The 25,547-nt window shown below is 54.1% G+C and carries 23 protein-coding genes and 3 tRNA genes; 18 read left to right on the top strand and 8 right to left on the bottom strand.

Annotated features, from left to right (window positions below; translation table 11 throughout):
* Positions 1–68: 68 nt before the first annotated feature.
* From DOQ08_RS14445 to DOQ08_RS14425, 5 genes are all read left to right on the top strand, one after another.
* Positions 69–1,307 carry an aspartate kinase gene (locus DOQ08_RS14445; RefSeq protein WP_114335691.1) on the top strand — a complete coding sequence of 413 codons (1,239 nt, stop codon included), beginning with the start codon at positions 69–71 and terminating at the stop codon, positions 1,305–1,307.
* A 170-nt stretch (positions 1,308–1,477) separates the two neighbouring features.
* Positions 1,478–1,675 carry a carbon storage regulator CsrA gene (gene csrA / locus DOQ08_RS14440; RefSeq protein ID WP_114335690.1) on the top strand — a complete coding sequence of 66 codons (198 nt, stop codon included), beginning with the start codon at positions 1,478–1,480 and terminating at the stop codon, positions 1,673–1,675.
* Between the two features lie 126 nt (positions 1,676–1,801).
* Positions 1,802–1,891: transfer RNA gene (locus tag DOQ08_RS14435), tRNA-Ser, on the top strand.
* Positions 1,892–1,951: 60 nt separating this feature from the next.
* A tRNA-Arg gene (locus tag DOQ08_RS14430) sits at positions 1,952–2,028 on the top strand.
* 21 nt (positions 2,029–2,049) lie between these two features.
* Positions 2,050–2,126, top strand: a tRNA-Arg gene (locus tag DOQ08_RS14425).
* 125 nt (positions 2,127–2,251) lie between these two features.
* On the opposite strand, the gene DOQ08_RS14420 is transcribed toward DOQ08_RS14425, so the two are convergent.
* Entirely contained in the window at positions 2,252–2,788 is a 537-nt protein-coding gene (locus DOQ08_RS14420) for a DUF2058 domain-containing protein (protein ID WP_114335689.1), read from the bottom strand.
* Positions 2,789–2,891: 103 nt separating this feature from the next.
* Here DOQ08_RS14420 and dbpA point away from each other — a divergent pair, with 103 nt between their 5' ends.
* The 4 genes from dbpA (at position 2,892) to DOQ08_RS14400 (ending at position 7,903) form a co-directional block, all read left to right on the top strand.
* Positions 2,892–4,265, top strand: a complete 1,374-nt coding sequence (gene dbpA, locus DOQ08_RS14415) for an ATP-dependent RNA helicase DbpA (protein ID WP_114335688.1) — start codon at positions 2,892–2,894, stop codon at positions 4,263–4,265.
* Positions 4,266–4,481: 216 nt separating this feature from the next.
* Positions 4,482–4,733, top strand: coding sequence for an OadG family protein (locus DOQ08_RS14410; RefSeq protein WP_114335687.1), 252 nt, complete (start codon positions 4,482–4,484; stop codon positions 4,731–4,733).
* A gap of 42 nt (positions 4,734–4,775) precedes the next feature.
* Positions 4,776–6,554, top strand: a complete 1,779-nt coding sequence (gene oadA / locus DOQ08_RS14405) for a sodium-extruding oxaloacetate decarboxylase subunit alpha (RefSeq protein ID WP_114335686.1) — start codon at positions 4,776–4,778, stop codon at positions 6,552–6,554.
* 14 nt (positions 6,555–6,568) lie between these two features.
* Positions 6,569–7,903, top strand: coding sequence for a sodium ion-translocating decarboxylase subunit beta (locus DOQ08_RS14400; RefSeq protein ID WP_319921913.1), 1,335 nt, complete (start codon positions 6,569–6,571; stop codon positions 7,901–7,903).
* Positions 7,904–7,961: 58 nt separating this feature from the next.
* Here DOQ08_RS14400 and DOQ08_RS14395 read toward each other — a convergent pair whose 3' ends face one another.
* The 4 genes from DOQ08_RS14395 to DOQ08_RS14380 all read right to left on the bottom strand — a co-directional run bounded on the left by DOQ08_RS14395 (position 7,962) and on the right by DOQ08_RS14380 (position 13,721).
* Positions 7,962–11,105 (bottom strand): error-prone DNA polymerase, encoded by a 3,144-nt coding sequence (locus DOQ08_RS14395; RefSeq protein ID WP_227537698.1) that lies wholly within the window; start codon positions 11,103–11,105, stop codon positions 7,962–7,964.
* The gene (locus tag DOQ08_RS14390; protein ID WP_114335684.1) at positions 11,078–12,496 is read right to left on the bottom strand and encodes a Y-family DNA polymerase; all 1,419 of its coding nucleotides are present in this window, start codon (positions 12,494–12,496) and stop codon (positions 11,078–11,080) included. The genes DOQ08_RS14395 and DOQ08_RS14390 overlap by 28 nt, the downstream gene beginning before the upstream one ends.
* 4 nt (positions 12,497–12,500) lie before the next feature.
* A complete protein-coding gene (gene imuA / locus DOQ08_RS14385; RefSeq protein WP_114335683.1) occupies positions 12,501–13,190 on the bottom strand; it encodes a translesion DNA synthesis-associated protein ImuA in 690 nt (229 codons plus the stop codon).
* A 279-nt stretch (positions 13,191–13,469) separates the two neighbouring features.
* Positions 13,470–13,721 carry a hypothetical protein gene (locus DOQ08_RS14380; RefSeq protein WP_114335682.1) on the bottom strand — a complete coding sequence of 84 codons (252 nt, stop codon included), beginning with the start codon at positions 13,719–13,721 and terminating at the stop codon, positions 13,470–13,472.
* Between the two features lie 316 nt (positions 13,722–14,037).
* Between DOQ08_RS14380 and DOQ08_RS14375 the strand changes: the two genes are divergently transcribed.
* Positions 14,038–15,063, top strand: a complete 1,026-nt coding sequence (locus DOQ08_RS14375) for a lipid A deacylase LpxR family protein (RefSeq protein WP_114335681.1) — start codon at positions 14,038–14,040, stop codon at positions 15,061–15,063.
* A gap of 67 nt (positions 15,064–15,130) precedes the next feature.
* Here the strand turns inward: DOQ08_RS14375 and rlmF are convergent, their stop codons facing one another.
* On the bottom strand, positions 15,131–16,066 hold the full coding sequence (gene rlmF / locus DOQ08_RS14370) for a 23S rRNA (adenine(1618)-N(6))-methyltransferase RlmF (protein ID WP_206074874.1): 936 nt from the start codon (positions 16,064–16,066) through the stop codon (positions 15,131–15,133).
* A 147-nt stretch (positions 16,067–16,213) separates the two neighbouring features.
* Here rlmF and DOQ08_RS14365 point away from each other — a divergent pair, with 147 nt between their 5' ends.
* The 4 genes from DOQ08_RS14365 (at position 16,214) to DOQ08_RS14350 (ending at position 20,729) form a co-directional block, all read left to right on the top strand.
* Entirely contained in the window at positions 16,214–17,353 is a 1,140-nt protein-coding gene (locus DOQ08_RS14365) for a PQQ-dependent sugar dehydrogenase (protein WP_114335680.1), read from the top strand.
* Between the two features lie 39 nt (positions 17,354–17,392).
* Complete coding sequence (locus tag DOQ08_RS14360; protein ID WP_114335679.1) at positions 17,393–18,316, top strand: M14 family metallopeptidase; 924 nt, start codon at positions 17,393–17,395, stop codon at positions 18,314–18,316.
* A gap of 26 nt (positions 18,317–18,342) precedes the next feature.
* Positions 18,343–18,684 carry a 4a-hydroxytetrahydrobiopterin dehydratase gene (locus DOQ08_RS14355; protein ID WP_114335678.1) on the top strand — a complete coding sequence of 114 codons (342 nt, stop codon included), beginning with the start codon at positions 18,343–18,345 and terminating at the stop codon, positions 18,682–18,684.
* 107 nt (positions 18,685–18,791) lie between these two features.
* On the top strand, positions 18,792–20,729 hold the full coding sequence (locus DOQ08_RS14350; protein WP_114335677.1) for a CocE/NonD family hydrolase: 1,938 nt from the start codon (positions 18,792–18,794) through the stop codon (positions 20,727–20,729).
* Between the two features lie 89 nt (positions 20,730–20,818).
* Here the strand turns inward: DOQ08_RS14350 and DOQ08_RS14345 are convergent, their stop codons facing one another.
* Complete coding sequence (locus tag DOQ08_RS14345) at positions 20,819–21,319, bottom strand: lactoylglutathione lyase family protein (protein WP_114335676.1); 501 nt, start codon at positions 21,317–21,319, stop codon at positions 20,819–20,821.
* A 94-nt stretch (positions 21,320–21,413) separates the two neighbouring features.
* Between DOQ08_RS14345 and DOQ08_RS14340 the strand changes: the two genes are divergently transcribed.
* The 4 genes from DOQ08_RS14340 to DOQ08_RS14325 are packed head-to-tail and all read left to right on the top strand — an operon-like array spanning position 21,414 to position 23,972.
* A complete protein-coding gene (locus DOQ08_RS14340; RefSeq protein ID WP_114335675.1) occupies positions 21,414–22,283 on the top strand; it encodes a LysR family transcriptional regulator in 870 nt (289 codons plus the stop codon).
* A 16-nt stretch (positions 22,284–22,299) separates the two neighbouring features.
* Positions 22,300–22,554: a hypothetical protein gene (locus tag DOQ08_RS14335; protein ID WP_114335674.1), complete on the top strand. Its 255-nt coding sequence runs from the start codon at positions 22,300–22,302 to the stop codon at positions 22,552–22,554.
* Positions 22,555–22,594: 40 nt separating this feature from the next.
* Positions 22,595–23,593: a carbon-nitrogen hydrolase family protein gene (locus DOQ08_RS14330; protein ID WP_114335673.1), complete on the top strand. Its 999-nt coding sequence runs from the start codon at positions 22,595–22,597 to the stop codon at positions 23,591–23,593.
* Between the two features lie 46 nt (positions 23,594–23,639).
* Positions 23,640–23,972, top strand: a complete 333-nt coding sequence (locus tag DOQ08_RS14325; RefSeq protein ID WP_114335672.1) for an MliC family protein — start codon at positions 23,640–23,642, stop codon at positions 23,970–23,972.
* Here the strand turns inward: DOQ08_RS14325 and DOQ08_RS14320 are convergent.
* Entirely contained in the window at positions 23,969–25,459 is a 1,491-nt protein-coding gene (locus tag DOQ08_RS14320; RefSeq protein WP_114335671.1) for a helicase HerA-like domain-containing protein, read from the bottom strand. The two genes, DOQ08_RS14325 and DOQ08_RS14320, sit on opposite strands and share 4 nt — an antisense overlap.
* Positions 25,460–25,547: the final 88 nt, after the last annotated feature.

Raw genomic sequence — 25,547 nt, 5'->3', positions numbered from 1 at the left:
GCCCGCTTAATACGGTGGCGGGGCCAGATGGCTTCGCTTTGGGTCCCCGGTTCGGAGTTTGGTAAAACATGGCTCTGTTGGTTCAAAAATTTGGTGGTACATCCGTCGGGACAACCGAGCGGATTGAGGCGGTAGCCGACAAGGTCTGTCGGTTCCGTAGTGAAGGGCATGATGTCGTGGTCGTGGTATCGGCAATGAGTGGCGAGACGAATCGCCTGATTGCGTTGGCCAATGACATTATGGAAGAACCTACGCCGCGGGAAATGGATGTGCTGGTTTCTACCGGTGAGCAGGTCACGATTGCCCTGCTGTCCATGGCACTTCAAAAGCGTGGCTGCGATGCTCGTTCTTATACGGGCGGTCAGGTTCGAATTTTGACGGACAACAGCCACAATAAAGCTCGAATCAGAGACATCGATGCACATCGCATGCAGGAAGATCTGGATGCTGGGCGCGTGATCGTGGTGGCAGGGTTCCAGGGTGTGGACGAGCACGGAAACATCACCACGCTCGGCCGCGGCGGTTCCGACACCACTGCCGTTGCACTGGCTGCAGCGTTGAAGGCAGACGAGTGCCAGATCTACACCGATGTAGACGGTGTTTATACGACCGATCCGCGAGTTGTTGACAGTGCGCGCCGTTTGGATCGTATTACATTTGAAGAAATGCTCGAAATGGCGAGTCTGGGGTCCAAAGTTCTCCAGATCCGTGCCGTCGAGTTCGCAGGTAAATACAACGTTCCGTTAAGGGTGCTTTCCAGCTTCGTAGAAGGCGAGGGAACCCTGATCACTTTTGAGGATGATACAGCCATGGAACAACCGGTTGTTTCCGGCATTGCTTTTAATCGTGATGAAGCCAAGCTGACCATTTCCGGCGTGCCGGATACCCCGGGCAGTGCGCTGAGTATCCTGAAGCCAATCAGTGATGCCAACATCGAAGTCGATATGATTGTTCAGAACGTTGGTCAGGATAATAAGACCGCTTTCACGTTCACCGTGAACCGTCCTGACTTGAAGCGAGCTCAAGACATTTTGCGCCGTATCTCAGACGAAATTGGTGCGGGTGAAGTCATTGGTGACAGCAAGATTGCCAAAGTGAGCATCGTTGGTGTTGGCATGCGCTCTCACGCCGGTGTTGCTACTCAAATGTTTGAGGCGTTATCTAAAGAAGGTATTAATATTCAGATGATCTCCACGTCCGAAATCAAGGTTTCGGTGGTGATCGATGAAAAGTATCTCGAGTTGGCCGTTCGTGCACTGCACAGTACGTTCGGGCTGGAAAGCGTCGGGGTAGACGAGAACGCTTAAAGGCAGGATGCCGATAGGTATTTCTCGGGGTCATTAGTAATTTCTATCAAGAACTATTTTGGCATAAGTGTTATTGCGTCTATAGTTTGATAGGTGATCCCATTATAAAAGCAATAAGTAAAAAGTAGTGACAGTCGGAACAGGTAGCTTTGCAATAGGGAGTATGGAGCATGCTTATTTTAACCCGCCGAGTTGGCGAAACTCTGATGATCGGTGACGAAGTAACCGTTACCGTTCTGGGAGTGAAGGGGAATCAGGTTCGTATCGGGGTAAATGCCCCGAAAGACGTAGCGGTTCACCGTGAAGAAATCTATCAACGTATACAGACCGAGAAAGGCTCCGATGAGCCCGAGCCGGGTAATAGTTGATCAGATAAAAAGCCGTTCAGGGGTAACTTGAGCGGCTTTTTTACTTTTAGGGCAAATTGATTAGAAAAATATCGTGTCAACCCTATGAAAACAGAAAAGTTGTGGTAGTATACGCACCGTTCTCAAGGAGAGGTGGGTGAGTGGCTGAAACCAGTTCCCTGCTAAGGAACCGTACGAGCAATCGTACCGAGGGTTCGAATCCCTCCCTCTCCGCCATTTTCTTTCGGGAGAGTGAGAACAGGTTGAAGTTGCTTTCAACCACATGCGACGAGATGTGCGGCTGTAGCTCAGCTGGATAGAGTACCTGGCTACGAACCAGGCGGTCGGAGGTTCGAATCCTCCCAGCCGCGCCATTTTTCGCAAACAAGTTTTTAGCGGCTGTAGCTCAGCTGGATAGAGTACCTGGCTACGAACCAGGCGGTCGGAGGTTCGAATCCTCCCAGCCGCGCCATATTAAAGTGGAACGCCCCGGATTGTGTAACCCACGGCCGGGGCGTTTTGCTATTTGCAGCCCCGAATTTTTCGGTTGCTCAATAAAAAAAACCGCTTCGTTGTGAAGCGGTTTTTTTGTTTCTACTACCACATAAGATCGTCCGGTATTTCATAGCCGGCATACGGATCGTCATCGCCTTGATCTTCCGCTGTGCGATCGTGCAGAACCACTACGGCCGATTCGTCACGCTCCATAATCTTTCGGGCTACGCCTTCGGCAACGAGTTCATACTCTCCGTTCACAAACACAACGGCCAGTCGGCCTCGCGATAGTTGATCTACCATCTGGTTATCGACAAAGATCTTTTTGATCTTTTTTTCGTGCACGAACTGGTAGGACGTTTCGCCTCGACTGCGATCCAGTCGGTTGGTCTCTACCAATTGCCGAATTTGGGCCTGGATGGCTTTCTTGTCGGCCTCCCTCTTGCGCTCAAGGTTAAGTTGCCTGTCTCGTTCGGCTTGTTCTTGGCGCGCCTGACGGGCACGCTCTTCAACTTCGTTGACCTGAGCTGCGCCCTTGGGCTGTTGCTTGCGCTGTTTACGCTTCTCAGAGCGAATGGTCCGGGCCTTTTTTTCGTCGGCGAGCCCGGCCTTGAGTAATTGGTCCTGCAAAGACGCCATCAGTGACTCCGTAGATTCGTGATAAACTTAATCAAATTTTCTCTAGTATACGCCGTCAGAGCGAACTCAATCACCCACGATTACTCACCCCACGGATTTTTCTATGTCTTCTTTTAAAGAGCTTGGCCTTTCTTCGACCATGCTGGCTAACCTTGAGCAGCTGGGCTTCACACAGCCTACCGGCATTCAGGTAAAGGCGTTGCCACCGGCTTTGGCGGGCAAAGATGTTATCGCCATGGCTCAAACCGGAAGTGGCAAAACGGCTGCTTTCGGTATCCCTTTGATCGAAAAGCTTCAGCCCAAACGATTCGCGGTTCAGGCGTTAGTGCTTTGCCCTACTCGCGAGTTGGCGGATCAGGTCGCTAAAGCTCTGCGGGAGCTGGCTCGAGCCAAAGACAACGTCAAGGTGCTGACGTTGTGCGGCGGTGTTTCCATCGGGCCTCAGATTGGTTCGCTCAGTCATGGTGCGCATATTATTGTGGGTACGCCGGGGCGGGTGGATGATCATCTCCGCAAAGGGACTTTGTCTCTTGAGCATCTGAATACGTTGGTTCTGGACGAAGCGGATCGCATGCTTGATATGGGTTTTGAGGACGTTGTGGCGGGCATTCTTGCGCAAACCCCTTCGTCCCGGCAGACGTTGTTGTTCTCCGCAACTTGGCCAATGCCCATCCGTACCTTGAGTGAGCGTTTCCAGGTGAACCCAGAAGACGTGCGGATCGAGGTGAATGACTCGACAGCCACGATTGAAGAGTTGTTTTACGAAATTGCCCCCGGCCAAGACGTAGAGGCGGTAGCGGGGCTATTGTCGAGGTTCCAGCCGACGGCGAGCCTGGTTTTTTGCACAACCAAACGGGATTGTGATGATCTTGCCGCGGCGCTCAGGCAGATGGGTTTTGCCGCGTCTGCGCTGCACGGCGATCTGGAGCAGCGGGAGCGTGACAGTACTTTGGTTCAGTTTGCGAACCAGAGTTGCACCGTTTTGGTTGCAACGGATGTGGCGGCCCGTGGATTGGATATCAAAGGCTTGCCATTGGTCATCAATGCGGAGCCCGCCCGGGACCCCGAGGTTTATACGCACCGGATTGGTCGTACCGGGCGTGCAGGCGAGCAGGGGCATGCGGTCACCTTGTGTACACCGAAGCAGGGGCACAAGATTACTCGCTTGGAAAGCGCTCGTGGCATGACGGCAGAGTGGGGTGATACCGCACAGTTGCTTGCTGAACCTGTAAGACCTGTTGTTCCGCCCATGAAAACGCTCTGCCTGGCTGGTGGGCGTAAAGAGAAGGTTCGTCGTGGGGATGTGTTGGGTGCGTTGACCGGTGAGGCTGGAATTCCGGGTTCAGCGGTCGGGAAGATTGATTTGTTTGATTTCCAGTGTTTTGTTGCGGTCGACGTGGCTTGGGCCGGCAAGGCGCTTTCGCGGCTTGAGCAAGGGAAAGTGAAGGGCCGGAAAATTCGGGTGCGTTATGTCTGAATAGGATGCTTTTTCCGGGTGCTTAGAACCCTTTTTTTGGGTGCGCGCTCGGGAAATCCCTATAGAAAAATGTGCTTTTAGTTGCTCAAGAACAGTGAAACCGGTAAATTACGCACGATTTTGCCTCCCGTTTTGATTTTGCGTGCCATAAGGCTTTGTCTGAACGCGCGTGATAGGAGCGGGGAAATCACAAACCAATACAGGTAGCTGTTCACTATGAATGAGCTGATGTCAAACGCCGTAGATTTGATGATCGCCGGTATGGGCTTTGTGTTCGCGTTTCTGGTTATTCTGGTGTTCGCGACGGGCCTGATGTCGAAAATCATTCTGCGGCTTGCTCCGCCAGAGCCGGCAACCCCGGCCAGAACGCCACGTGCCAAGCCGAAGGCGCCAACGTCGGTTGACCCTGACACCGCCGAGGCCATCAAGAAGGCGATTGCACAATACCGGTCACGCCACAAGAAGTGACCCGGGAACGGAATTAGAACCTTTTAACAGAAGGCTGACACGATGACTGACACAAAAAAACCGCTGGGGATTACGGACGTAATTCTACGTGACGCCCACCAGTCCCTGCTTGCCACCCGCATGCGCCTAGACGACATGCTGCCGATTGCCGAGAAGCTTGACCAAGTTGGCTTCTGGTCTTTGGAATCTTGGGGTGGTGCTACCTTTGACTCCTGCATTCGTTACCTGGGCGAAGACCCATGGGAGCGTATCCGCGAACTGAAAAAAGTAATGCCTAACACGCCACAGCAGATGTTGTTGCGTGGCCAGAACCTGCTGGGCTACCGTCATTACGCGGATGACGTGGTAGAGCGTTTTGTAGATCGTGCTGCCGAAAACGGCGTTGATGTGTTCCGTATCTTCGATGCGATGAACGATCCTCGCAACCTGGCGACTGCGATTAAAGCAGTTCGTAAAACAGGTAAGCATGCTCAGGGTACTATTTCTTACACCACTAGCCCTGTGCACACTATTGATATGTGGGTTGAGTTGGCGAAAGAAGTCGCCGACATGGGTGCAGATTCCATCGCCATCAAAGACATGGCGGGTATTCTGAAGCCTTACGTTGCCTACGACCTGGTCAGCCGCCTGAAGAAAGAATTGGATATCCCGATTCACATGCAGTGCCACGCCACCACGGGCATGTCTACTGCTACGGCGATCAAAGCTGCGGAAGCGGGTATCGACAACGTAGATACCGCTATCTCTTCCATGAGTATGACTTACGGTCATTCGCCCACCGAAGCTGTGGTAGCGATTTTGGAAGGTACTGACCGTGATACCGGTCTGGACCTGAACCTGCTTGAAGAAATTGCTTCCTACTTCCGCGAAGTACGTAAGAAGTACGCGAAGTTCGAAGGTAGCCTGCGCGGTACTGACTCTCGCATTCTGATTGCTCAGGTTCCGGGCGGCATGTTGACCAACATGGAAAATCAGCTGCGCGAGCAGAACGCTACCGATAAGTTTGACCAGGTTCTTGCCGAGATTCCTAAAGTTCGCGAAGACCTGGGATTCATCCCGCTGGTAACGCCGACTTCTCAGATTGTTGGTACGCAAGCCGTTCTGAACGTACTGACCGGTGAGCGCTACAAGTCTATCTCTAAAGAAACCTCTGCAATCCTGAAGGGCGAATACGGTGCTGCACCGGCTCCGTTCAACAAGGAACTGCAAGAGCGTGTTCTGGATGGCGCTGAAGCGATCACTTGCCGCCCGGCAGACAACATCGAGCCAGAAATGGACAAGTTGACTGCAGAGCTGAAAGGCTTGGCCGACGAGAAAGGCATCAAGCTGGCGGAGCAGGAAGTCGATGACGTTCTGACTTACGCTTTGTTCCCGCAGATCGGCCTGAAGTTCCTCGAGAACCGTGGCAACCCGGATGCATTCGAGCCAGTACCCAGCGCCGATGATGTGGCTCCGGCCAAGAAGTCTGCAGGTCCTGAGAACTACACCGTTGAGGTGAATGGCCAGAAGTACGTTGTGGCGGTTACCGAAGGCGGCGAGATCAGCCAGATCGAAGGTCAGGGCGGTTCCAGTGCTGCACCTGCTGCTGCACCAGTAGCTGCGGGCGACGGTGAGCCTGTTGTTGCGCCGTTGAGTGGCAACATCTGGAAGATCTTGGTTTCTCCAGGAGACACGGTTGAAGAAGGTGATGTGCTGATTATTCTCGAAGCCATGAAAATGGAAACCGAGATTCGCGCGTCCAAGGCCGGAACCATCGGTGAAGTCTTCATCAAAGTCGGTGATGCCGTCTCTGTTGATGATGAAATGCTGACAATCGCATAAAGGGCCAGCATTCCATGGATAAGATAATGACACTCTGGACAGGCAGTGGCCTGTTCAACATAGAGTTTGGTCAGGTGGTGATGATCGCCATCGGCCTGCTGCTGCTGTTCCTTGCGATTCGCAAGGGCTTTGAGCCACTGCTGCTGGTACCAATCGGGTTTGGCGGTATCTTGGCGAACATCCCGGAGGCAGGGTTGGCCCTGACTGCGGCGGAAAATGCGATTCACTTTGCACTGAAGAGCGATGCTACCCAGATTCTGGCAGCACTGGCTGTTCCATTGGATGTTGCTTACCAGGCAGGGCAGGCGGTAACGCCTGAACTGAAGGAAGCCTTCAAGGTCGCGGTGAAAGAGGCCAGCTATTCTGAAATGGCAATGGCGAACTCCCTTGCCCAAGACTTCGGTTATGGCAATGGCATGCTGTATAACTTCTACTCCGTTGTTATCGGCAGCACCATTGGGCCGCTGTTGATCTTCATGGGCGTAGGTGCGATGACCGATTTCGGTCCTCTGCTTGCGAACCCGAAGACCATGCTGCTGGGCGCCGCAGCTCAGTTCGGTATCTTTGGTACGGTTATTGGTGCCGCACTGTTGGATTGGACTGGCGTGCTGGAGTTCAACATCCTTGAAGCGGCTGCGATTGGTATCATCGGTGGCGCAGATGGCCCGACCTCTATCTACGTAGCCAGTGTATTGGCTCCGCATCTTCTGGGTGCAATTGCCGTATCCGCATACGCCTATATGGCAATGGTTCCGATGATTCAGCCGCCAATCATGAAAGCACTGACCAACAAGGAAGAGCGGGCTATTAAAATGAGCCAGCTGCGTCCGGTCAGCAAGAAGGAAAAGATTGTTTTCCCTCTGGTTGTTCTGATTGCTGTGGTTCTGTTCCTGCCAGATGCAGCACCGCTGCTGGGTATGTTCTGCTTCGGTAACCTGATGCGTGAGTGTGGTGTAGTAGAGCGCTTGAGCGATACTGCCCAGAACGCGCTGATCAACATCGTAACCATCTTCCTGGGGCTGTCGGTTGGCTCCAAGCTGATGGCAGATAAGTTCCTGGATGGCCAGACGCTGGGTATCCTGGGACTGGGTGTTGTTGCGTTCGGTGTGGGTACTGCGTCAGGTGTTCTGATGGCTAAGCTGATGAACAAGTTCAGCAAAGACCCCATCAACCCGCTGATCGGTTCTGCCGGTGTATCTGCGGTGCCAATGGCAGCGCGGGTATCCAACAAGGTTGGTCTTGAGGCTAACCCGCAGAACTTCCTGCTGATGCACGCAATGGGCCCGAACGTGGCTGGTGTTATCGGCTCGGCGGTTGCAGCGGGTGTGATGATCAAGCTTTTGAGCTGATCTTCGCTTCATGCTGTACCAGGAAAACCCCGCTTCGGCGGGGTTTTCTTGTTTGTGGTCACTGAAAATCTCTCGAACTGACCGGTAGCGTGTTAATCAGGTGGCTCAGGTCTGAGAGTTTCCCCGCCATTACGTGCACGATGTCTCCCTCTTTTTCGACAACCCCTTTTACGTGCAATAGCCGAGCGGTGAGTAGCGGTTTGCGTTGTTGGCGGGCAGTTGCAAGCCAGACAACAATGTTCACGTTGCCGGTTTCGTCTTCCAGAGTGACAAAGGTGACGCCAGCTGCAGAACCCGGGCGCTGACGGCCAGTAACCAAGCCAGCTACTTGCACCGGGATGCCGGGGCGGGTGGATTTTAATTGTTCTGCAGTCAGGCAGTGCTGGAGGTGGCCTTGTTCGCGAAGCAGAACCAAGGGGTGTCTTTGTAGCGTTAGGCCTTGGCTGCGATAGTCAGCTAGTACGTTTTGGCCTTCCGTGGGCGTGGGTAGCTGGTTACAGGGCTGGGGCTGGTAATCGGCTTCGGTCTCTTGGGCAAAGAGGGCGGAAGGTTCTTCGTATTCCAGCAGTTGCCAATAAGCCTGATGGCGGTCTGAGGTGAACCCGGCCATGGCGTTGGCACCGGCCAGTAGCTCCATATCGCGTTGATTGAGCTTGGCAGTGGTACGCAGTTCGCTGGCCGAGCGGTAGCCTTGCGTGGGGCGGTTTTCGTGAACGGATTGGCCCCCGTGGCGGGACAGGCCTTGAACAATTCTTAGGCCCAGACGCAGGTGTTGGTTCGGCCCTTCGAGTGTGTGCTCCCAGTTGCTGAAGTTTACATCCGGGGGCAGAACGGTTACGGCATGGCGGCGGGCGTCTTGTACCAATTGGCTTGGGGAGTAGAAGCCCATAGGTTGGCTGTTGAGTAACGCGCAGTAAAACGCAGCCGGATGATGGCGCTTTATCCAGGCGGAGACATACACCAATAATGCAAAACTGGCCGCGTGGGATTCGGGGAATCCGTAACCGCCAAAACCACATATTTGCTGGTACAGGCGCTCGGCGAATTCCGGGTCGTGACCACGTTCGAGCATCCCATTGATCAGCTTGTCCCGGAAAGGGGAGAGATCCCCGTCGGATTTCCAGGCGGCCATGGCGCGACGGAGTTTGTCGGCTTCACCGGCGCTAAAACCGGCTGCCACCATGGCCAGTTTGATCACCTGTTCCTGAAAAATGGGGACCCCCAGTGTGCGCTCCAGTACCTGACGAATTGCATCGTTGGGGAACTCTACAGGCTCCAGTCCGTGTTTTCGGCGCAGGTAAGGGTGCACCATGTCGCCCTGAATCGGGCCCGGGCGAACGATGGCCACTTCGATGACCAGGTCGTAGTAAGTCTCGGGTTTCAGTCGGGGTAGCATGTTGATCTGGGCGCGGGACTCCACCTGAAATACACCAATACTGTCGCCTTTTTGCAGCATGGCGTAAGTGTCGGGGTCTTCTTGGGGAATATCCTGAATGGCAAAGGGCTCACCTTTCGCTGTGCTGATCAACGCCAAGGCTTTGCGGATAGCCGTCAGCATTCCAAGTGCGAGAACATCCACCTTCATGAGGCCCAGGCTTTCCAGATCGTCTTTGTCCCACTGGATGACGGTGCGGTCTTGCATGGCGGCATTTTCCACCGGTACAAGTTCTGACAGTGGCCCCGCGCTGATGACAAAACCGCCGACGTGTTGGGACAAGTGCCGGGGAAAGCCCAACAAGGTATTCACCAGCGTAAAAAACTGGTTGGCCACTTGCGGGTTTTGGGTGAGGCCTTTATCCAGAATTTGTTGACGCCAGTTGGTGGCTTTGTCGCGCCAGTCGATACCGTCCAGCAGTTTTTCCACCAAGGCGGCATCGAATCCCAGTGCCTTGCCAGCATCCCGAATAGCGCTTCGGGGCCGGTAACGAATTACGGTTGCGGCTAATGCAGCTCGTTCGCGACCGTAGCGTTGATAAATATACTGGATAACCTCTTCTCGCCGCTGGTGCTCGAAATCCACATCGATATCCGGTGGTTCATCCCGATCTTTCGAAATAAAACGTTCAAACAGCAGCTCGACCTTGGCCGGGTTCACCTCGGTGATTCCCAGGCAGTAACAGACCGCCGAGTTGGCGGCGGAGCCTCGCCCCTGACATAAAATACCTTGGCTTCGGGCAAACGCGACTATGTCGTGGATGGTCAGAAAGTAGTGCTCGTATTTCATCTCCGAGATCAGGCCCAGCTCTTTACGAATTAATGCCTGAACTTTCAGTGGCGTGCCGTTGGGGTAGCGGCGGCGTTCGCCTTCCTGGGTCAGGCGCTTTAAAAGACCTGCAGGGGTTTCATTGGCTGGCACTAAATCGGGGGGGTATTCATAGCGTAGGCTGCCGGGTTGAAATTGGCAGGCGCTGGCGACCTGGACCGTCTCCCGTAACCAGTTTTCCGGAAACAGTTTTTGCAGAACAGGGAGTGGCCGGAGGTAGCGTTCACCGTTCTGGAACAGGCAATGGCCGGCACTCTCTAGTGTCCGGTGGTTGCGCAGGGCAGTGAGTACGTCTTGTAGCGGCTGCCGATCCCGGCTGTGCATGTGCACTTCTCCGGTGGCGACCACCGGGCAGCGTAAGTGGTCAGCCAATTCCCGAATTCGTGCCAATTGCTGTTCCTCGCCCACCTCCAGAGTGCGGCTGGCGGCAACCCGTAACCGCTGGTCGAACACCCGTAGCAGCCATTCACCGCAAGTGCTGGCTTCAGAGAGTGTGGCGCTTTCCCGCGTGGGTGGTAGCCACAAGCAAAGGCAGTGATCCAATTCGTGAGTTTCAACGTCCCGCGCAAAGAGTTGGTATTGGCCTTTTTCAGCCCGGCGCCGCCCCGTGGTGATCAGTTTGCACAGCTGGCCATAGCCTTGGCGGTCTTTTGCCAGCAGGATAAAACGAGGAATCGACGAACCGGTTGGCGCATCATCGAGCTCAAACCAACTGCCGGTAATGAGCTTCACCGGGCTGTCTTTGAGCGCAGCCCAAGCTCTGGGGATGCCGGCTACAGAACAGGCATCAGTGATTGCGATGGCGCTATAACCTAATTCCAAAGCCCGTTCTGCGAGCTCTTGAGGATGCGAAGCTCCGGTTAGAAAGGTGAAGTTGCTGAAGCAGAATAGCTCCGCATAGCCCGTAGCCATCAGCCAAACCACCCATGAATGAACCATCCCTCCTGATGGTCACGGAACACCCAGGCTATCTCACCACCTGGCAACTGCGCGATGTAATAATCCCGATGAACCCGCTGGCCGTCCCACCAACCACTGCTGATGCGTTCCGGGCCGGAATGCCAGTGTGTTGGGGTTTGATCTAAAGGCTTTGGGCCTTTCAGTAGCCACAAGGGCCTGTGAGGAAGAGGGGCTGGTGCCACCTCGTTTTTTTTTGTAGGTTTGCAAACCTGCTTCGCAGACCAGGCACATTCAGGCCGATGGTCTTCGGAAGGGGTCAGTTGTTTCAAGGCCTGATCTCCAAGCCGGGCCTGAAGTCGGCTGATTAGTGTGTGCCAGGCTTCGTTCAGATCTTGAGTTTCACCGAGCAGATCCTGCCCCGTTGGTGCCTCTCGGCTGGTAAACCGTTTAACCGTGAACGTGAGCGCGATCACCGGTGCACTTAAAGGTTGCTGATCAAGCTTCAGGCGAATCAGTTTTAAAAATACATCTGCACGATGTTCCGGTCCGGTGGTTCGGATTCGAAATCGTGTAGATTCCTGATGGCGGTGTAGCAAAGTGAGCAGCAGGGTGTCGGTATCTTGCTGGCGCCAGCAGAGGTCTTCCTCCAGCTCTGACAGAATTCGCTGTAACGAGAACAGGAGCCCTTGGGTATGCTCAACTTCCTGAATGAAATCCGCCCGTTGCCTGAAGATGTGGGGTGGTTGCCAAGGTGCTTTGGGGTCTGCTCGGGTGCCCTGAATCTTCTGCACCATGCCCAGCAGTTCTGGTGACAGTCGCCGAGCCAACTCCGGAGCGGGCAGGGAGAATACATCACAAAGAGTGCTAAGCCCCAGATGTTGCAGGCGAGTGCAGGACTTCTTGTCAAATCCGGCAGCTTGCAGCGGTAAACCACCAAGCGCTGTGAGGATGTGGCCTTGGTCTGCCGTGCATTCACCTTTGCCGGTGAGGGCTAATATACGGGCGGCTAGTGGTGTGTGGCCTATGGCTATCCAGGCCGTAATCTGACGTTCGGTTAATGCCTGTTCCACGGTTTGCCAGATAGCCGGCAGACCGCCGTAAAGCTTTTGCAGGCTACTGACTTCCGCCCAAAGACCATCAGGTGGTGCCAGGGTAATGTGGGCGGCGTAGTGATACAACCAGCGCGCCTGATCTTCCAGAAGCCATGCTTCCTGTTTCGGATCTGCTTGCATAATGTGCAAGTTGGGCGCTAAACCGAGCGCGGTTTTCAGACGCATGCCTACTTCTACGCCCAGCTCCCGGGCGGTGGCGCAGACCTGCGTGATGGTTTGGCCAGCACCATCCACGATCACAAGAGCACTCCCGGAATCCTGATTCCGTTGGATATGGTCCAGCAATAGATGTGGGAAGTGCAGATATAGCCAGAGCATAAGATTACCGCGCAGCCCCGGTCCACGGACCCTGAATCACACGGGTGGCCTCCTCGCTGGCAAGGTTTACACGGTGGCTCATTGCCAGCGAACAGCGCTGCCCCGGCCAGCTGCCCCGGCGCTTAATGATATTGATCTTTAGCTCTTGGTGTTCACCCGGAACGAGTTCCAGCCGTAAAGCGGCCGGCGAGTTTTGCTCGACATGGCGGCGGCTGCGGAAAAGCACACACACATTGCCGCCGGCCTCCGAGGCCAACTGCAAGCGGCGAACATCTCGTCTGGCCAGCGTGCCGGGCCATGCAAGCACCAGTCCGGTAACCGGTGAGCGCAGGCAGTTTTCGAGAGTCCACAAAAAGTCGTTTTGATCTTTCGTGGTCACCATGACCACATGATCGAGATTTACGTCCTCTCGGGCCAAAGCCGGCGCGTAGGGTGTATGGGGCGGGTTTAGCCAGAAGATGGTTTTACCTTCGTTGGATACCCGCTGCATGAGCGGCAGCACAAGGTGTAGCTCACCAATGCCGACGGTATCCAGCAGGCATTCGCTCAAGGCACCCTTTGGCCAGCCCAGTCCGCCCAGCTGGTTGTCCAGCGACTGATACCCGGTGGGTTCTGCGGGCTGGGTTGTCTTTTTGTGTTGGTGGCCCTGCCACACCCGGGCATCCTGAAGCAGGTTGCTCAGTAGTTCGCTCATAGGGAATTCTCTGAATACTGTTTATATATACAGTATTCTTAAGAGGTGCGGATTTCAACAGAGCACAGAGAATGTTTTGTTCTAAAACGTTTCAGGTTCAAGGCGGTTGGGGGCGCTTATGAAGACGTGGGCTGCCGCGGGCGGGGGGAAGGGGGCCGGATTATTTAAGCTCTGTGGCCGGCTCGTGGGGCAGTAGAGGCTTCACTCATTTGCATGAGTAATGAACTACCCCAAGAGCCGTGTTCTCAGTAAAGGCTACGTTCATACCCTTCAAAGCAATTAACAATGCCCTTCGGTTTGTACTTCACCGCGAATGACCATCTGGCCACTGTAAGGCGCCGGTTCCGCGTTTTTGTGTTCAGCAAAACCCTCTCTGATCTCTCCCCGAATGACCGTTTGCCCGCTGTAGGGTGATGGCTGGGACTGCTCAAGGTTGGTCTGATCTGATTTTCGATCCGCCAGGCTGGCATTTGCAGGCAGAGCGGCAATAGCAAAGAGGGACGCGAAAGCAACGAGAGCAAATTTACGCATGTTTGTATCTCCAGAATAAGTTGGTTTGAATCTTTCTCTGAATCGTCCGGTGAATCCGGATCAGATGCAGGGAAGTATGCGCCTCTGGAGTACGCCTGAATAATTGTCAGTCGGCATGGGTTATATCACTCACAGTGATGTTTTTTGGTGATTGTTTGAGGTTGTGTTTATAGGAATGGGTTTTTCTGTCCGTAAACATGCTTACCTATAATTCTTGATGATGTTTTCAATACGTCTCTTTGATTAGTCGTGTGCGGAAACCTCTATAAAAATACACGCCAACTTGGTTCGGGTTCATTACTTCTCGGAGTTGGCTATGCGCTTTCAACACATCACATCTATCCTGGCTTCGGCCGCTTTTTTGTTCTCAGCTTCTGCACAATCTGCTGACTCTGTGTTGGCGGTGTCTACCGATAACGATCTTTTTGCGCCCACCCAAACTGACAGAGACTACACCGCTGGGCTGGCGGTTACTTACGCGTCGAATTCCCGGGATTTTCTCGATAACCCGGCAGCTCGGGTGAGCCAGAGCCTGGATAAATTCGTTCTTCCTCGTAGTGATGCACTGGCTGGCAAGCCATCGAGTCAGGCGCTGGAGTTCGGTGCTTATGGCTTTACGCCGGAGGAAATCAAAGCGTCAGCCGTTGAAGAGGATGATCGCCCGTACAGCAGCCTTGTGTATGTGTCTTCCAGCCAGAGCTATCAGGCAGCCGCCAGCAACACGGGTTGGACGACCTCCCTCACGGTGGGAATGCTCGGACTCGATGTATTCAAGTCTGCCCAGAATTCGATTCATAAAGCGATTGGTAGTGATCGGGCGAACGGCTGGAGGTATCAGATTTCAAACGGCGGTGAGCCCACGTTTCGCTATTCCGCGGCTTACCACCAGTATCTGGATGCCAGCGTGCCGGATAGTCAGCTTAAGGTGACGTATTTTGGTTCAGTGGGTTATTTGACGGAGTTTGGTGCCGCGTTGGTGTTCCGAAATGGTCTGATCTCGTCGCCGGATAATCGATTCAACCCGGAGTTGATGGCTTATGGCGAACGAGCCCCCGGCGTGGCCGCTCCCGGGGGGCGGGAAAATTACTTCTGGGGTGGCTTATCTGTCAAAGCCCGTGCCTATAACGCCTTTTTGCAAGGGCAGTTTCGGGACTCAGAACATGAGCTGAGCGCCAGCGATCTCAATGTGCTGCTGGCGGAAGTCTGGGCGGGATACACCCACAGTTTTCTGGGTGACACCGAACTGAGCTACGTGTTGCGAGTGCAAAGCTCGGAAATCAAGCGCGGTACCGGCGACCGTACTCTGGCCTGGGGCGGCTTGGTGTTCAGCAAGCGTTTGTAATGCTTGCCATAAAAGCTGTCAGTGATTGCGGTGAAGGTGTTTTTCCTTCACCGCGTTAAAAAAGGCGTTAGATGAATGTCCACGCTAACACTCTCGTCACCTTGTTCCCCTGTCTCATTTCTATTTCCCGGACATCCACAGCCCCGAGTTTATGAATCAATTTCTTTGCAGGTTTAACGTTGTCGGCTTTTGAAACCAAACTGGTAAACCAGCGGCATTGAGTTGAATACACTTGGCTTTCTTTGATCAGCTTTTTAAGAAACAGCTGTTCGCCGCCTTTACACCAAAGCTCTGCACCCATGCCACCAAAATTCAGAGTGGGCGATTGGGTTTTGGTTTTTTGTTCACCGCGGCTACGGGCAAGGTTGTTAAGCTTAAGTTGGCTACCTTTAAGGGCTTCGTCGAGCGAGGAATGAAAGGGTGGGTTGCATACGCTGACATCAAAGAACTCCCCAGCCTGAATGATTCCTTCAAAAATGCGGTTTTTATCTTGTTGTGTGCGCAGCGTAATTCGGCCTTTAAGTGCGGGGTTATTGGCGATGATGTCTGCCACGTTCTCCAATGACTGAGTGTTGATGTCACTGCCGACACACTGCCAGCCGTAAATTTGGCAGGCCAGCAGCGGGTAGATTCCATTCGCGCCCGTTCCTATGTCGAGCATCTTGATTTTGGGGTTTTCGGGTCCAAACAAGTCAGCAACGTAATGGATATAGTCGGCTCTGCCAGGGATTGGCGGGCAAAGCGCACCTTCTGGAATATCCCAGTTCACAACGTTGTAGTATCGGTTGAGTAACGCGGCGTTTAGAGTTTTTACGGCCAACGGATCTGCGAAGTCGATGGACAGGTTGCCGTGAGCGTTCGGTTTTACATAACGCGCAAGTGCCGGGTGGCTTTTTACCAGAGCGGGGAAGTCGTAGCCTTGGTTGTGTAGATTCCGCGGGTGTAGGTTCTTGCGGACAGGCTTAGAGTGGTTTTTACTTCGACGAGGGGTGCTCACAGTCATTGGGCCCGGGGCTTGGAGTTTAAACGTAGACAGGGTCTAGCTTCGAGCAGAAGTATAATCTTAACGCACGTGTTGGTCATATGAATCAATATAGTCAGGTGGCCAGTTTTTCCGTGATTCAAAGTCAGCTTTGAAGTGAGGAGAACGATGCAACCATTACGTTTCATATCGTACCTATCTCTTGTTTGGGTTCTGGTTTCCTCCAACACCTACGGCGAGCCCGCTGATCACGTGATTAACGGAAATGCCGGCTCCCGGCTCCTCGCCGAGAGCTTTGGTGAGTTCAATGAGCCTTGGGCCATGGCCTTTCTTCCGGACGGTCGTCTCCTCGTTACTGAAAAGTCAGGTACTTTGTATTTGGTTCGCCTGAAAGACCGCACCAAGCTTTCTGTTCAAGGTGTGCCCGAGGTGGCATATGGCGGGCAGGGCGGTTTAGGGGATGTGATTCTTCATCCGAATTTTAAGGACAACCGCTGGATTTACTTGTCATACGCGGAGCGGGGTTCCTGGATGAAAAGTGGGGCTGTTGTTGCCCGGGCCCGTCTGAACACTCAGGCCGAACAGCCAGAACTTGAAAACCTCGAAGTTATCTGGCGGCAAACTCCGAAGGTTTCCGGTGCAGGGCATTACTCTCATAGGCTGGCATTTGGACCTGAAGGGCATTTGTTTATTACCTCGGGTGACCGGCAAAAGCTCGAGCCGGCTCAGCATTGGGATCAGAATTTGGGTAAGGTGATCCGGATTAATCCGGACGGCTCCACTCCAGAGGACAACCCGTTTCAGGATAAGGGAGAGCTCGCACAAACCTTCTGGTCGCTCGGGCATCGTAATTTGCTGGGTATAGCTTTCGACAAAGAGGGGCAGCTGTGGACTCATGAAATGGGCCCCAGACACGGTGACGAGTTTAACCTGACCCTTGCCGGCGAGAATTATGGTTGGCCGCTTGTCTCCTGGGGTGATCATTACTCTGGTTTTCCCATTCCCGATCACGACACGCGCCCTGAATTCCAAGCACCGGCGATTTACTGGGTGCCAACGGTAGCCCCCTCCGGGATGGCGTTTTATTACGGTTCGATGTTTCCCGACTGGCAGGGCCAGGCGTTTATCGGCGGCCTTCGGTCAGAATCCCTGTTACGAATCAGAATTGACGGTCAGGAAGCCTCAGAGGCAGAGCGTTTCGCCATGGGTGAACGAATCCGAGAGGTTGAGGTTGGCCCTGAAGGTGCGCTGTGGGTTCTGGAAGATGGAGCGGGAGGTCGCCTGCTGCGTCTTGTTTGCAAATGCTAGAATACTCGCAAGCATCGGTCATTAAAGGAGAAATTTACTATGAATACAGCCCCTGACCCTTACCCTATCGGTACACCCGGCACGCCTTGGGGCGAGGCAGAACGTGCTGATTGGTTGTCACAGCAGTCCAGACAGCGCAGCTACGAATCCGAAGTGTTGAGTGTCATCAAGCGCTTGAGCCCGGATTTTGATGTAGAAGAATATGGGGCGTTGGACTATGGCTCTGAGCGTTATCCGCTGATGGCGATCCGCAGTCGCGACTGGCGTGACGACTTGCCGGTTGTGCTGATCACGGGCGGGGTACATGGCTATGAAACCAGCGGTGTGCACGGCGCTCTGCAATTTGTTGAGCAGCATGCGGCGGATTACGCGGGCCGCATCAACCTGCTGGTCGCACCTTGTGTCAGCCCGTGGGCATACGAGCGTATCCATCGCTGGAATGCGAATGCGATCGATCCGAACCGCTCGTTCCATGAAAACAGTCCCGCAGGGGAATCGGCGGCACTTATGCAACTGGTGAATCCGGTCCGCGATGATGTTCTGCTGCATATGGACCTGCACGAGACCACCGATACCGACGAATCGGAGTTTCGCCCCGCGTTGGCTGCCCGAGACGGTAAGCCGTTCGAGCCGGGTGATATTCCTGACGGCTTTTACTTGGTCGATGACAGTGAGAATCCGCAACCTGAATTCCAGCAGGCAATCATAGATGCGGTAGAGCAGGTTACTCATATTGCTCCAGCGGATGATAAAGGGGAGATCTTCGGCTCGCCCGTGGCCTCCCGTGGTGTTATTCAGTATCCGCTCAAGCAGCTGGGTCTGTGCGCCAGCGTCACTAACGCACCCTACAGAACCACAACCGAGGTTTATCCTGACAGCCCGCGTGCGACACCCGAGCAATGTAATGCCGCGCAGGTTGCCGCTGTGTGTGCGGGAATTAATTACGCGCTCGCGAACCAGTAAGAGACCGACATTCGGAGAGGGTGGATATGGGAGTATTGGCGAAGCAACACTGCGAGGCGTGCCGCAAAGGCGCGCCCAGGGTGACCGGTGACGAGAGAAGGCTCCTGCTCGAGCAACTTCCTGACTGGAAAATGGTGGATACGGATGGCGAAGAAAAATTGCAGAAGGTATTCAAGTTTAAGAATTTTGCCCACGCTCAGGCTTTCACGAACCGGGTCGGTGATCTGGCCGAGGCAGAAAACCATCATCCCGCGGTTCTTTTGGAATACGGCAAGGTGACTGTTAGCTGGTGGACCCACGCTATCGGCGGTCTGCATCGGAACGATTTCATTATGGCGGCCAAGACTGACGAGGCGTTTATTGTTTAATGCGTTCATGATGTCATGTTGGGCCTTTGCAGCTTGGCATCGGAACGTATTCTTGAGTAGCACGTTCTCTCTATTGGGTTTTCAAAACACAATAAGGAGAACAAACGATGCCCTTCCGTCTCACATTTTTTCCTGCTCGCTTTGCTCTGGCGCCCATCGTCTTAGCGCTCTCTGTTACAGGGTGTATAGATTCAAGTTCCGATAACGACCGGTCTGATCGAGCGGCCGAACGCCGAAACTCGCCGGATCAGGCCTGCGACAATCCCGGCAACAGCCAGGCTCCACAATGCGAATTGCCTGACCCCGTTCTGGTTTCTTGTGCTGACGGCACGCCCCGTGAAGGCGGGCGAAGCTATGCCGTTTCTCTTAACTCCGCCAGTGGTGAGACCATTACTTTCCAGGTGCTTGAACCTACGGGCGGTATCGATTGTGATGCGGGGCACCCGCTTGTTCTGCAAGGTCATGGCTTCGGTGGATCACGCAGCACCGACGGTTTCGAAAACTATCGCGACGCTGGTTTTGCGGTGATATCCATTGACCAGCGCGGCTTTGGCCAAAGCACAGGTACTGTGCGGGTGATGGATCCGGAATTCGAGGGCCAAGATCTGGTTCAGATTCTTGATTGGGCAGAGGCCAACCTGGACTACCTGCAGTTTCGCGATGAGGCAGATCTTCCCGAGGCGTTGAACCCGAACCTGGTGGCCGGTGCCATCGGGGGCAGTTATGGGGGCGGTTACCAATTTCTTCTTCATGGCCTGGATCCGAAACAACGTTTAGATGCCTTGGTGCCGGATATGACGTGGAACGACCTGCGTTACAGTCTGAACCCGGGGAATGTGATTAAAACCGGCTGGGATCTGCTACTGGTTGGCTTCGGCGAAAGTGGTTCGACGGGCAAGGGTAATGGCGGCTTGGATCCGATCCTAAGGGAAAGTCTTGCGCAGGGAGCCTCCTTGAACCGGTTCCCCGAGGCGGGTCTGGATTTCATTTATTACCACAGTCCGGCCTATCGCTGCGCGGGTACATCGCTCTCTGTGTCAGAGGATGCAGACCTGGTTTCCTACCAGACGAACCCTCCAGCCTACGATGTGCCTCCGACACCGTTTAACAACGTCGATGTGCTGCTGACGCAGGGCATGAAAGACACGCTGTTTAACTTAAACGAAGCGTGGCGCAACTTCTCATGTTTGTCGGCGCAAACGGACGGCGATGTGCGGCTGCTGACTCACCAAACCGGCCATGTGTTGCCAGCAAAAGCACCGGACGATGCGCAGCCGGGCACTCACATTGACCCGGCGGCGGGCTTGCTGGAAATTCCGGGTTTTCAGGGCGCGGCTGGCAAGTTTCATTGCGGTAGCATTTCAATTGCAGATGCCACGCTGAGCTGGTTGGAGCATCATCTTCTCGGCAAACCGCTGCCGAGCTACTTCGAGGGTACTGAATCCAATGTGTGCTTGTCGCTGGCCGACGATCAATCGGTGATGGTGCCCATGGATGAGTTCCCTGCGCCTGCGAGCGAGAGCGAAGTGCTTACCGGCCGCTATGCAGTTGAGCGGGCGTTTGTGTCGGATCAGCCGGTGGCATCTGGATACGAGGCTGTTGCTACTGTAACTCAGCCTCCGCTTGCCATAATGCTGGGTAAAGTTGGTGAAGAGGGTGCCGTTCTGGGAGGCATTCCAACCATGAAGCTGACGGTGGCGGATCTGTCGGGAAATTCGGTGTGTGATAACACGCTGGACCCATTTGCTCCGGGCTGTGACCCGATTGTGTTTGTTGGCTTGGGCAAGCGGGCGGAAGGCGAAAGCCGTTGGGATTTGATAGATGATCAGGTAATGCCGGTGCGTGGCTTGAAAAATGAGGCGGTCATTCAGATGGTGGGTGTTGCGGAATCTTTGGCGCCCGGCGATGAGCTGGCGTTGCTGGTATACGGATATCATCTGCAGTACCCGGCGAGCTGGTCACGGGATGCGTTGGTACCCTTTGTAAACGTGTCGGGTACGGTGCAGTTGCCACTACTGGAGGGGGCCCTGAGCAACACGCCGTAATTTGTGCGCTCAGGCGCGGCCAAGGTGTTCAGCCTTGGCCGCGCCAGACGACCCGCTGGGAGGATCGCCTGGCCGAGGTTGGGCGCGATTCAGTACGCGCCTTCGCTGTAGATCAGCTCATAGCTGTGGCTGTAGATTTCCAGAATGTTACCGAATGGATCTTCCATGTAAATCATGCGATAGGGTTTTTCGCCCGGATAGTAGTAGCGCGGTTTCTCCATACGGCGTTTGCCGCCAGCGGCCACGATCCGCTCCGCGAGTTCCTCTACGTTCGGATCTTGTACGCAGAAGTGGAAGATGCCGGTTTTCCAGTACTCAAAGTTGTCTTCAGGGTTGGTTTGGTTTCTGAACTGAAACAGCTCTACACCAATTCGGTCACCCGTTGAAAGGTGAGCGATGCGGAAGCTTCCCCAGCCCTTCCCAAACACTTCTGTGCACATTTCACCAATGGCGCTGTCATCTTCTTCGATCTCGGTGGGTTTCATAATCAAATACCAACCCAGAACCTCCGTGTAGAATTTAACGGCTCCCTCGAGGTCCGGAACGGATATGCCGATGTGTGAAAAATTTCTTGGGTAAACGTTGCTCATTACTTGTCCTCCGCTTATGAAACTGAAAGCAGGTTACACAGCGTTTTAAATTACGTAAAATTATCATTTGTCATGAGATTGATCATATACGGTGATGATGAACGTTAATTGGTTGCGCAGCTTTTGCACGCTCGTTGAAGAAGGACATTTCACTCGCACGGCTGAGCGTCTCCACATGACCCAGTCCGGGGTAAGCCAGCATGTGCGCAAGCTGGAGGAGCAGCTCGGTACCGAGCTGCTTGTGCGGCAAGGCAAACAATTCTCGCTATCGGGCGCCGGCGAAAGGCTATACGCCGAAGCTCAGGATGTTCTTCTTGCGTTGTCGAATCTGGAACTGGCCGTTGTAGAGGACCCTCCCTATGAAGGCGAGGTGCGGGTTATGTCGCCAGGGAGTGTGGGGCTGAAGCTTTACCCTCAGTTATTGGCGCTGCAGCAAAGATACCCCAAACTCACCATCGATTACCGGTTTGCACCCAATACCGATGTGGAGCACGCAATTGCTGAATCCACCGTTGATGTCGGGTTCATGACGACGAAATCCACTTTGGCCGACGTAAGTTGCACGTCCGTTGCTGAGGAGTCGCTGCTGCTGGTCACACCGGCAACGGTAGAAGATGCTGACTGGGATACGCTCATGGCGCTGGGTTTTATTGATCACCCGGATGGGAGCCATCACGCCAACCTTCTCCTTGGAGAGAACTATCGCGAGTTCCAGCACAGTAATTTGTTTCCGAGGAAAGGGTTCTCAAACCAGATTGGTTTGATTCTTGAGCCGGTCAGCATGGGGTTAGGGTTTACCGTATTGCCGGCCCATGCGGTTGAGGCATTCCCCAAGCCCGAGCTCATCAAAGTCCATAAACTTGCCCATCCCGTGAGAGAAACCCTCTACCTTTGCTCGCTTCGCCACAGGCCGCTTCAAAAAAGAATGGAAACGGTCATCGCTGAAGCCAAGCGGTGGCTCTAAGCGGAGGTTCTTATCTATGAGACGATCAATGTTCTTCGGTATTTTTTCGTCCATTCTTGGTTTGATCGGGCTGATACGTTTGTTCACGGCGAGTTCTGACCTTCCTGTGTATCAGTGGCCCATTGAGGCATTCCAAGGGTTGGTTTTTACGCTAGGGTGGGCGGTGGGGGTTCCCGAAAGTCTGGCATGTCCTGTTGCGGCTCTCAGTGTTTTGGTTGTGCTTGCCGTGTTGTTTGTGGCGGGGAAGAAAGTTTCGGGATTATTGGATTAAAACTCGCACACTGTCTGGTGAAAATTTCATGGAAACAGTAATGCCGAACGCAAAACGGCGTATTGCGGCGGTTCAGCTTAAAGCAGAGTTGGGCGATGTGTCTGCTAATCTGGAGCGCGTTGAGCGGCTTGCGAAGGAAGCCTTGGATGCTGGGGCAGAGGTGGTGGCTCTCCCTGAATTTTTCACCTCACGCATCGCGTTTGATCAGCGTGTACATGACGCAGTCCTGCCTCCAAGCAATGAAGCCGTGGATTTGCTTGTACGGCTTGCAAAGCAGTATGGCAGTTGGATCGGCGGCTCCATGTTGATTGCTGAGGGCGGGGAAGTCTACAACCGCTATTACTTTGTCGAACCTGACGGGCAGCTTCATGCCCATGACAAAGATTTACCGACCATGTGGGAAAATGCATTTTATGGTCCCGGTAAGGATGATGGCGTTTTTGAGACGAGCCTAGGCGGCATAGGCGCGGCAGTCTGTTGGGAGTTGATTCGAAATCAAACGGCTCGGCGTATGAAGGGCCGCGTTGGCTTGGTCGTGAGTGGAACCCACTGGTGGACCCTGCCATCAAATTGGAGCGTGCTTGTTAACCGTGGGTTCGCGGCGTTAGGGCAGTACAATCGATACCTGTCGGAGCAAGCCCCGAGCGAGCTGGCAAGGCGCATCGGTGCCCCGGTTGTTCAAGCATCTCACTGTGGGGAGTTTTCCGGTGGTTTCATGCTTTCTCCCGGGTTTTCAGCTTCGGTGCCTTATGACACGCACTATGTGGGATGCACGCAGATTGTTGATGGGCAGGGCCAAGTCCTAGCACAGCGAAGGACCAGTGAGGGGCCGGGCGTTGTAATGGCTGAAGTGGATATTGGTTCGGTTCCTGTAACAGAGGAAATTACGGATCGATTCTGGCTTCCTAATCATGCTTTGCTAATGAAAGCTTACTGGCACCACCAGAATCTCTGTGGGAAAAGCTACTATCGAAGGCACGGAAGAGCTGCTGGAACGCTTGCCGCTCAACGTTATGAGCAGAGCCGTGGCCATAAATAACCGTTGCTGTGCCGCTGCGGTTTAACTATCGAAAATGGAGTTCTGAATGAAAATTTCTGTTCCTATTGTGTTGTCATCGGTGTTTTTGCTCTCAGCCTGTTCAAGCTTTCAGCAAGGTGATGCCTTTGCGCAAAGCTATGAGTGCGAGAGCGGCGAAACGGTTGCGGTTAATTATCTGGCTCCTGACTCCGCCAATGTGCACTACAAGGGCTCTAGCTACGAGATGGAAATAGCCGCTTCCGCAAGTGGCGCACGATACATTGGCGGCGGTATCGAGTGGTGGGTGAAGGGCTCCGGGCCAGACTCTGAAGGCCTCTTACTGAAGCATCGTGCAGGTGGAAGCTCCGGCGACATTATCGAGAGCTGCACTGCGCTTTAACGCCCCTTAAACAGGGAACCTAGCAAGCCTCTCAAAAAGCCGCGCGTCATTTCCCGGCCCATGGTGCGCGCAATGCTTTTCGCCAGAGTTTCAAACACGCTCTGGCGGGATGATCGCCGTGTGGTTGCGGGTTTTCTGTTTGTCTTGGCGGGCGCTTCATACACGCGTTCGTTGGCCATGGCCGCCCGTTCAGCTTCTTTGGCGGCGTCTTCTGCGCGCTTTTGCAGTTTTTCGAAGGCGGATTCCCGGTCAATCATTTTATTGTACAGAGCGCCAAACTCGCTGGCTGCGAGAATGGTTTTTCGCTCTTTTGCCGTCGCCGGCCCTAAGCGAGAAGAGGGCGGCCGGATCAGCGTGTGATCCACGATCGAGGGCGTGCCTTTATCGTCAAGAGTTGAGACGAGTGCTTCGCCTACGCCAAGTTCGGTAATGACTTTTTCGGTATCCAGTTCCGGGTTTTGCCGGAAGGTTGATGCGGCGGCTCGAACGGCTTTTTGGTCGCGTGAGGTAAAGGCTCTCAGTGCGTGCTGCACTCGGTTGCCGAGTTGGCCCAGTATTTTGTCGGGTATGTCGGTGGGGTTTTGGGAAACAAAATAAACACCAACGCCCTTAGAGCGAATCAAACGCACCACCTGCTCAACTTTCTGCAGCAGTGCTTTGGGTGCGTCATCAAATAACAGGTGGGCTTCGTCGAAAAAGAACACGAGTTTGGGTTTGTCGGGATCACCCACTTCGGGTAGCTCTTCAAACAGTTCTGCTAACAGCCAAAGTAAAATGGTGGCGTACAGTCGCGGGCGTTCGATGAGTTGATTGGCGGCCAGCAAGTTGATATGGCCGCGCCCAGCCGAATCACAGCGCATGAGATCAGAAAGCTCAAGGGCTGGCTCGCCAAAAAACTGATCGCCACCTTGTTGTTCAAGTTGCAACAAGCGTCGTTGTATCGCACCAACCGAGGCTTTGCTGACGTTACCATAGAGCGCTGAGAGTTCTTTGGATTGCTCCGCTACAAACGTCATCAGCGCCCGAAGATCCTTCAGGTCCAGCAAGGCCATGCCGTGGTCATCGGCCAACTTAAAGGCAATGTTGATGACGCCTTCCTGAGTGTCGTTAAGTTCAAGTAGCCGCGATAATAATAAAGGGCCCATATCGGAGATCGTGGCCCGCATGGGGTGGCCTTGCTTGCCCAGTACATCCCAGAATACGGTGGGAAAGCCTTCGAACACGTAGGGCTCAAGCCCTACCTGTTCAGCGCGTTTGGTCAGAAACGGTTTGGTGGTGCCTGGCTGTGAAATGCCGGAGAGGTCGCCTTTCACATCCGCCATAAATACCGGCACACCTTGGGCGGAAAAGCCTTCGGCCAGTATTTGCAGAGTGACGGTTTTTCCCGTGCCGGTGGCGCCTGCGATAAGCCCATGACGGTTGGCACGACGCAGCAGTAACCTCTGGGCATGACGGCCTTTGCCGATGAAAACGGAAGCTTCAGACACGGAACGCACCTCTGTTTATTATCAGGGAAGGCTGTGCAGTCACGAGCGATGACTGTTTAAGCGGTATTTTTTTCAGGTTGTGCGAGAC

Source organism: Marinobacter litoralis, from assembly GCF_003336705.1.
GTDB classification, from domain to species: Bacteria; Pseudomonadota; Gammaproteobacteria; order Pseudomonadales; family Oleiphilaceae; genus Marinobacter; species Marinobacter litoralis.
The sequence above is the reverse complement of the archived record's forward strand: the minus strand, read 5'-3'. Positions and strand labels throughout refer to the sequence as shown.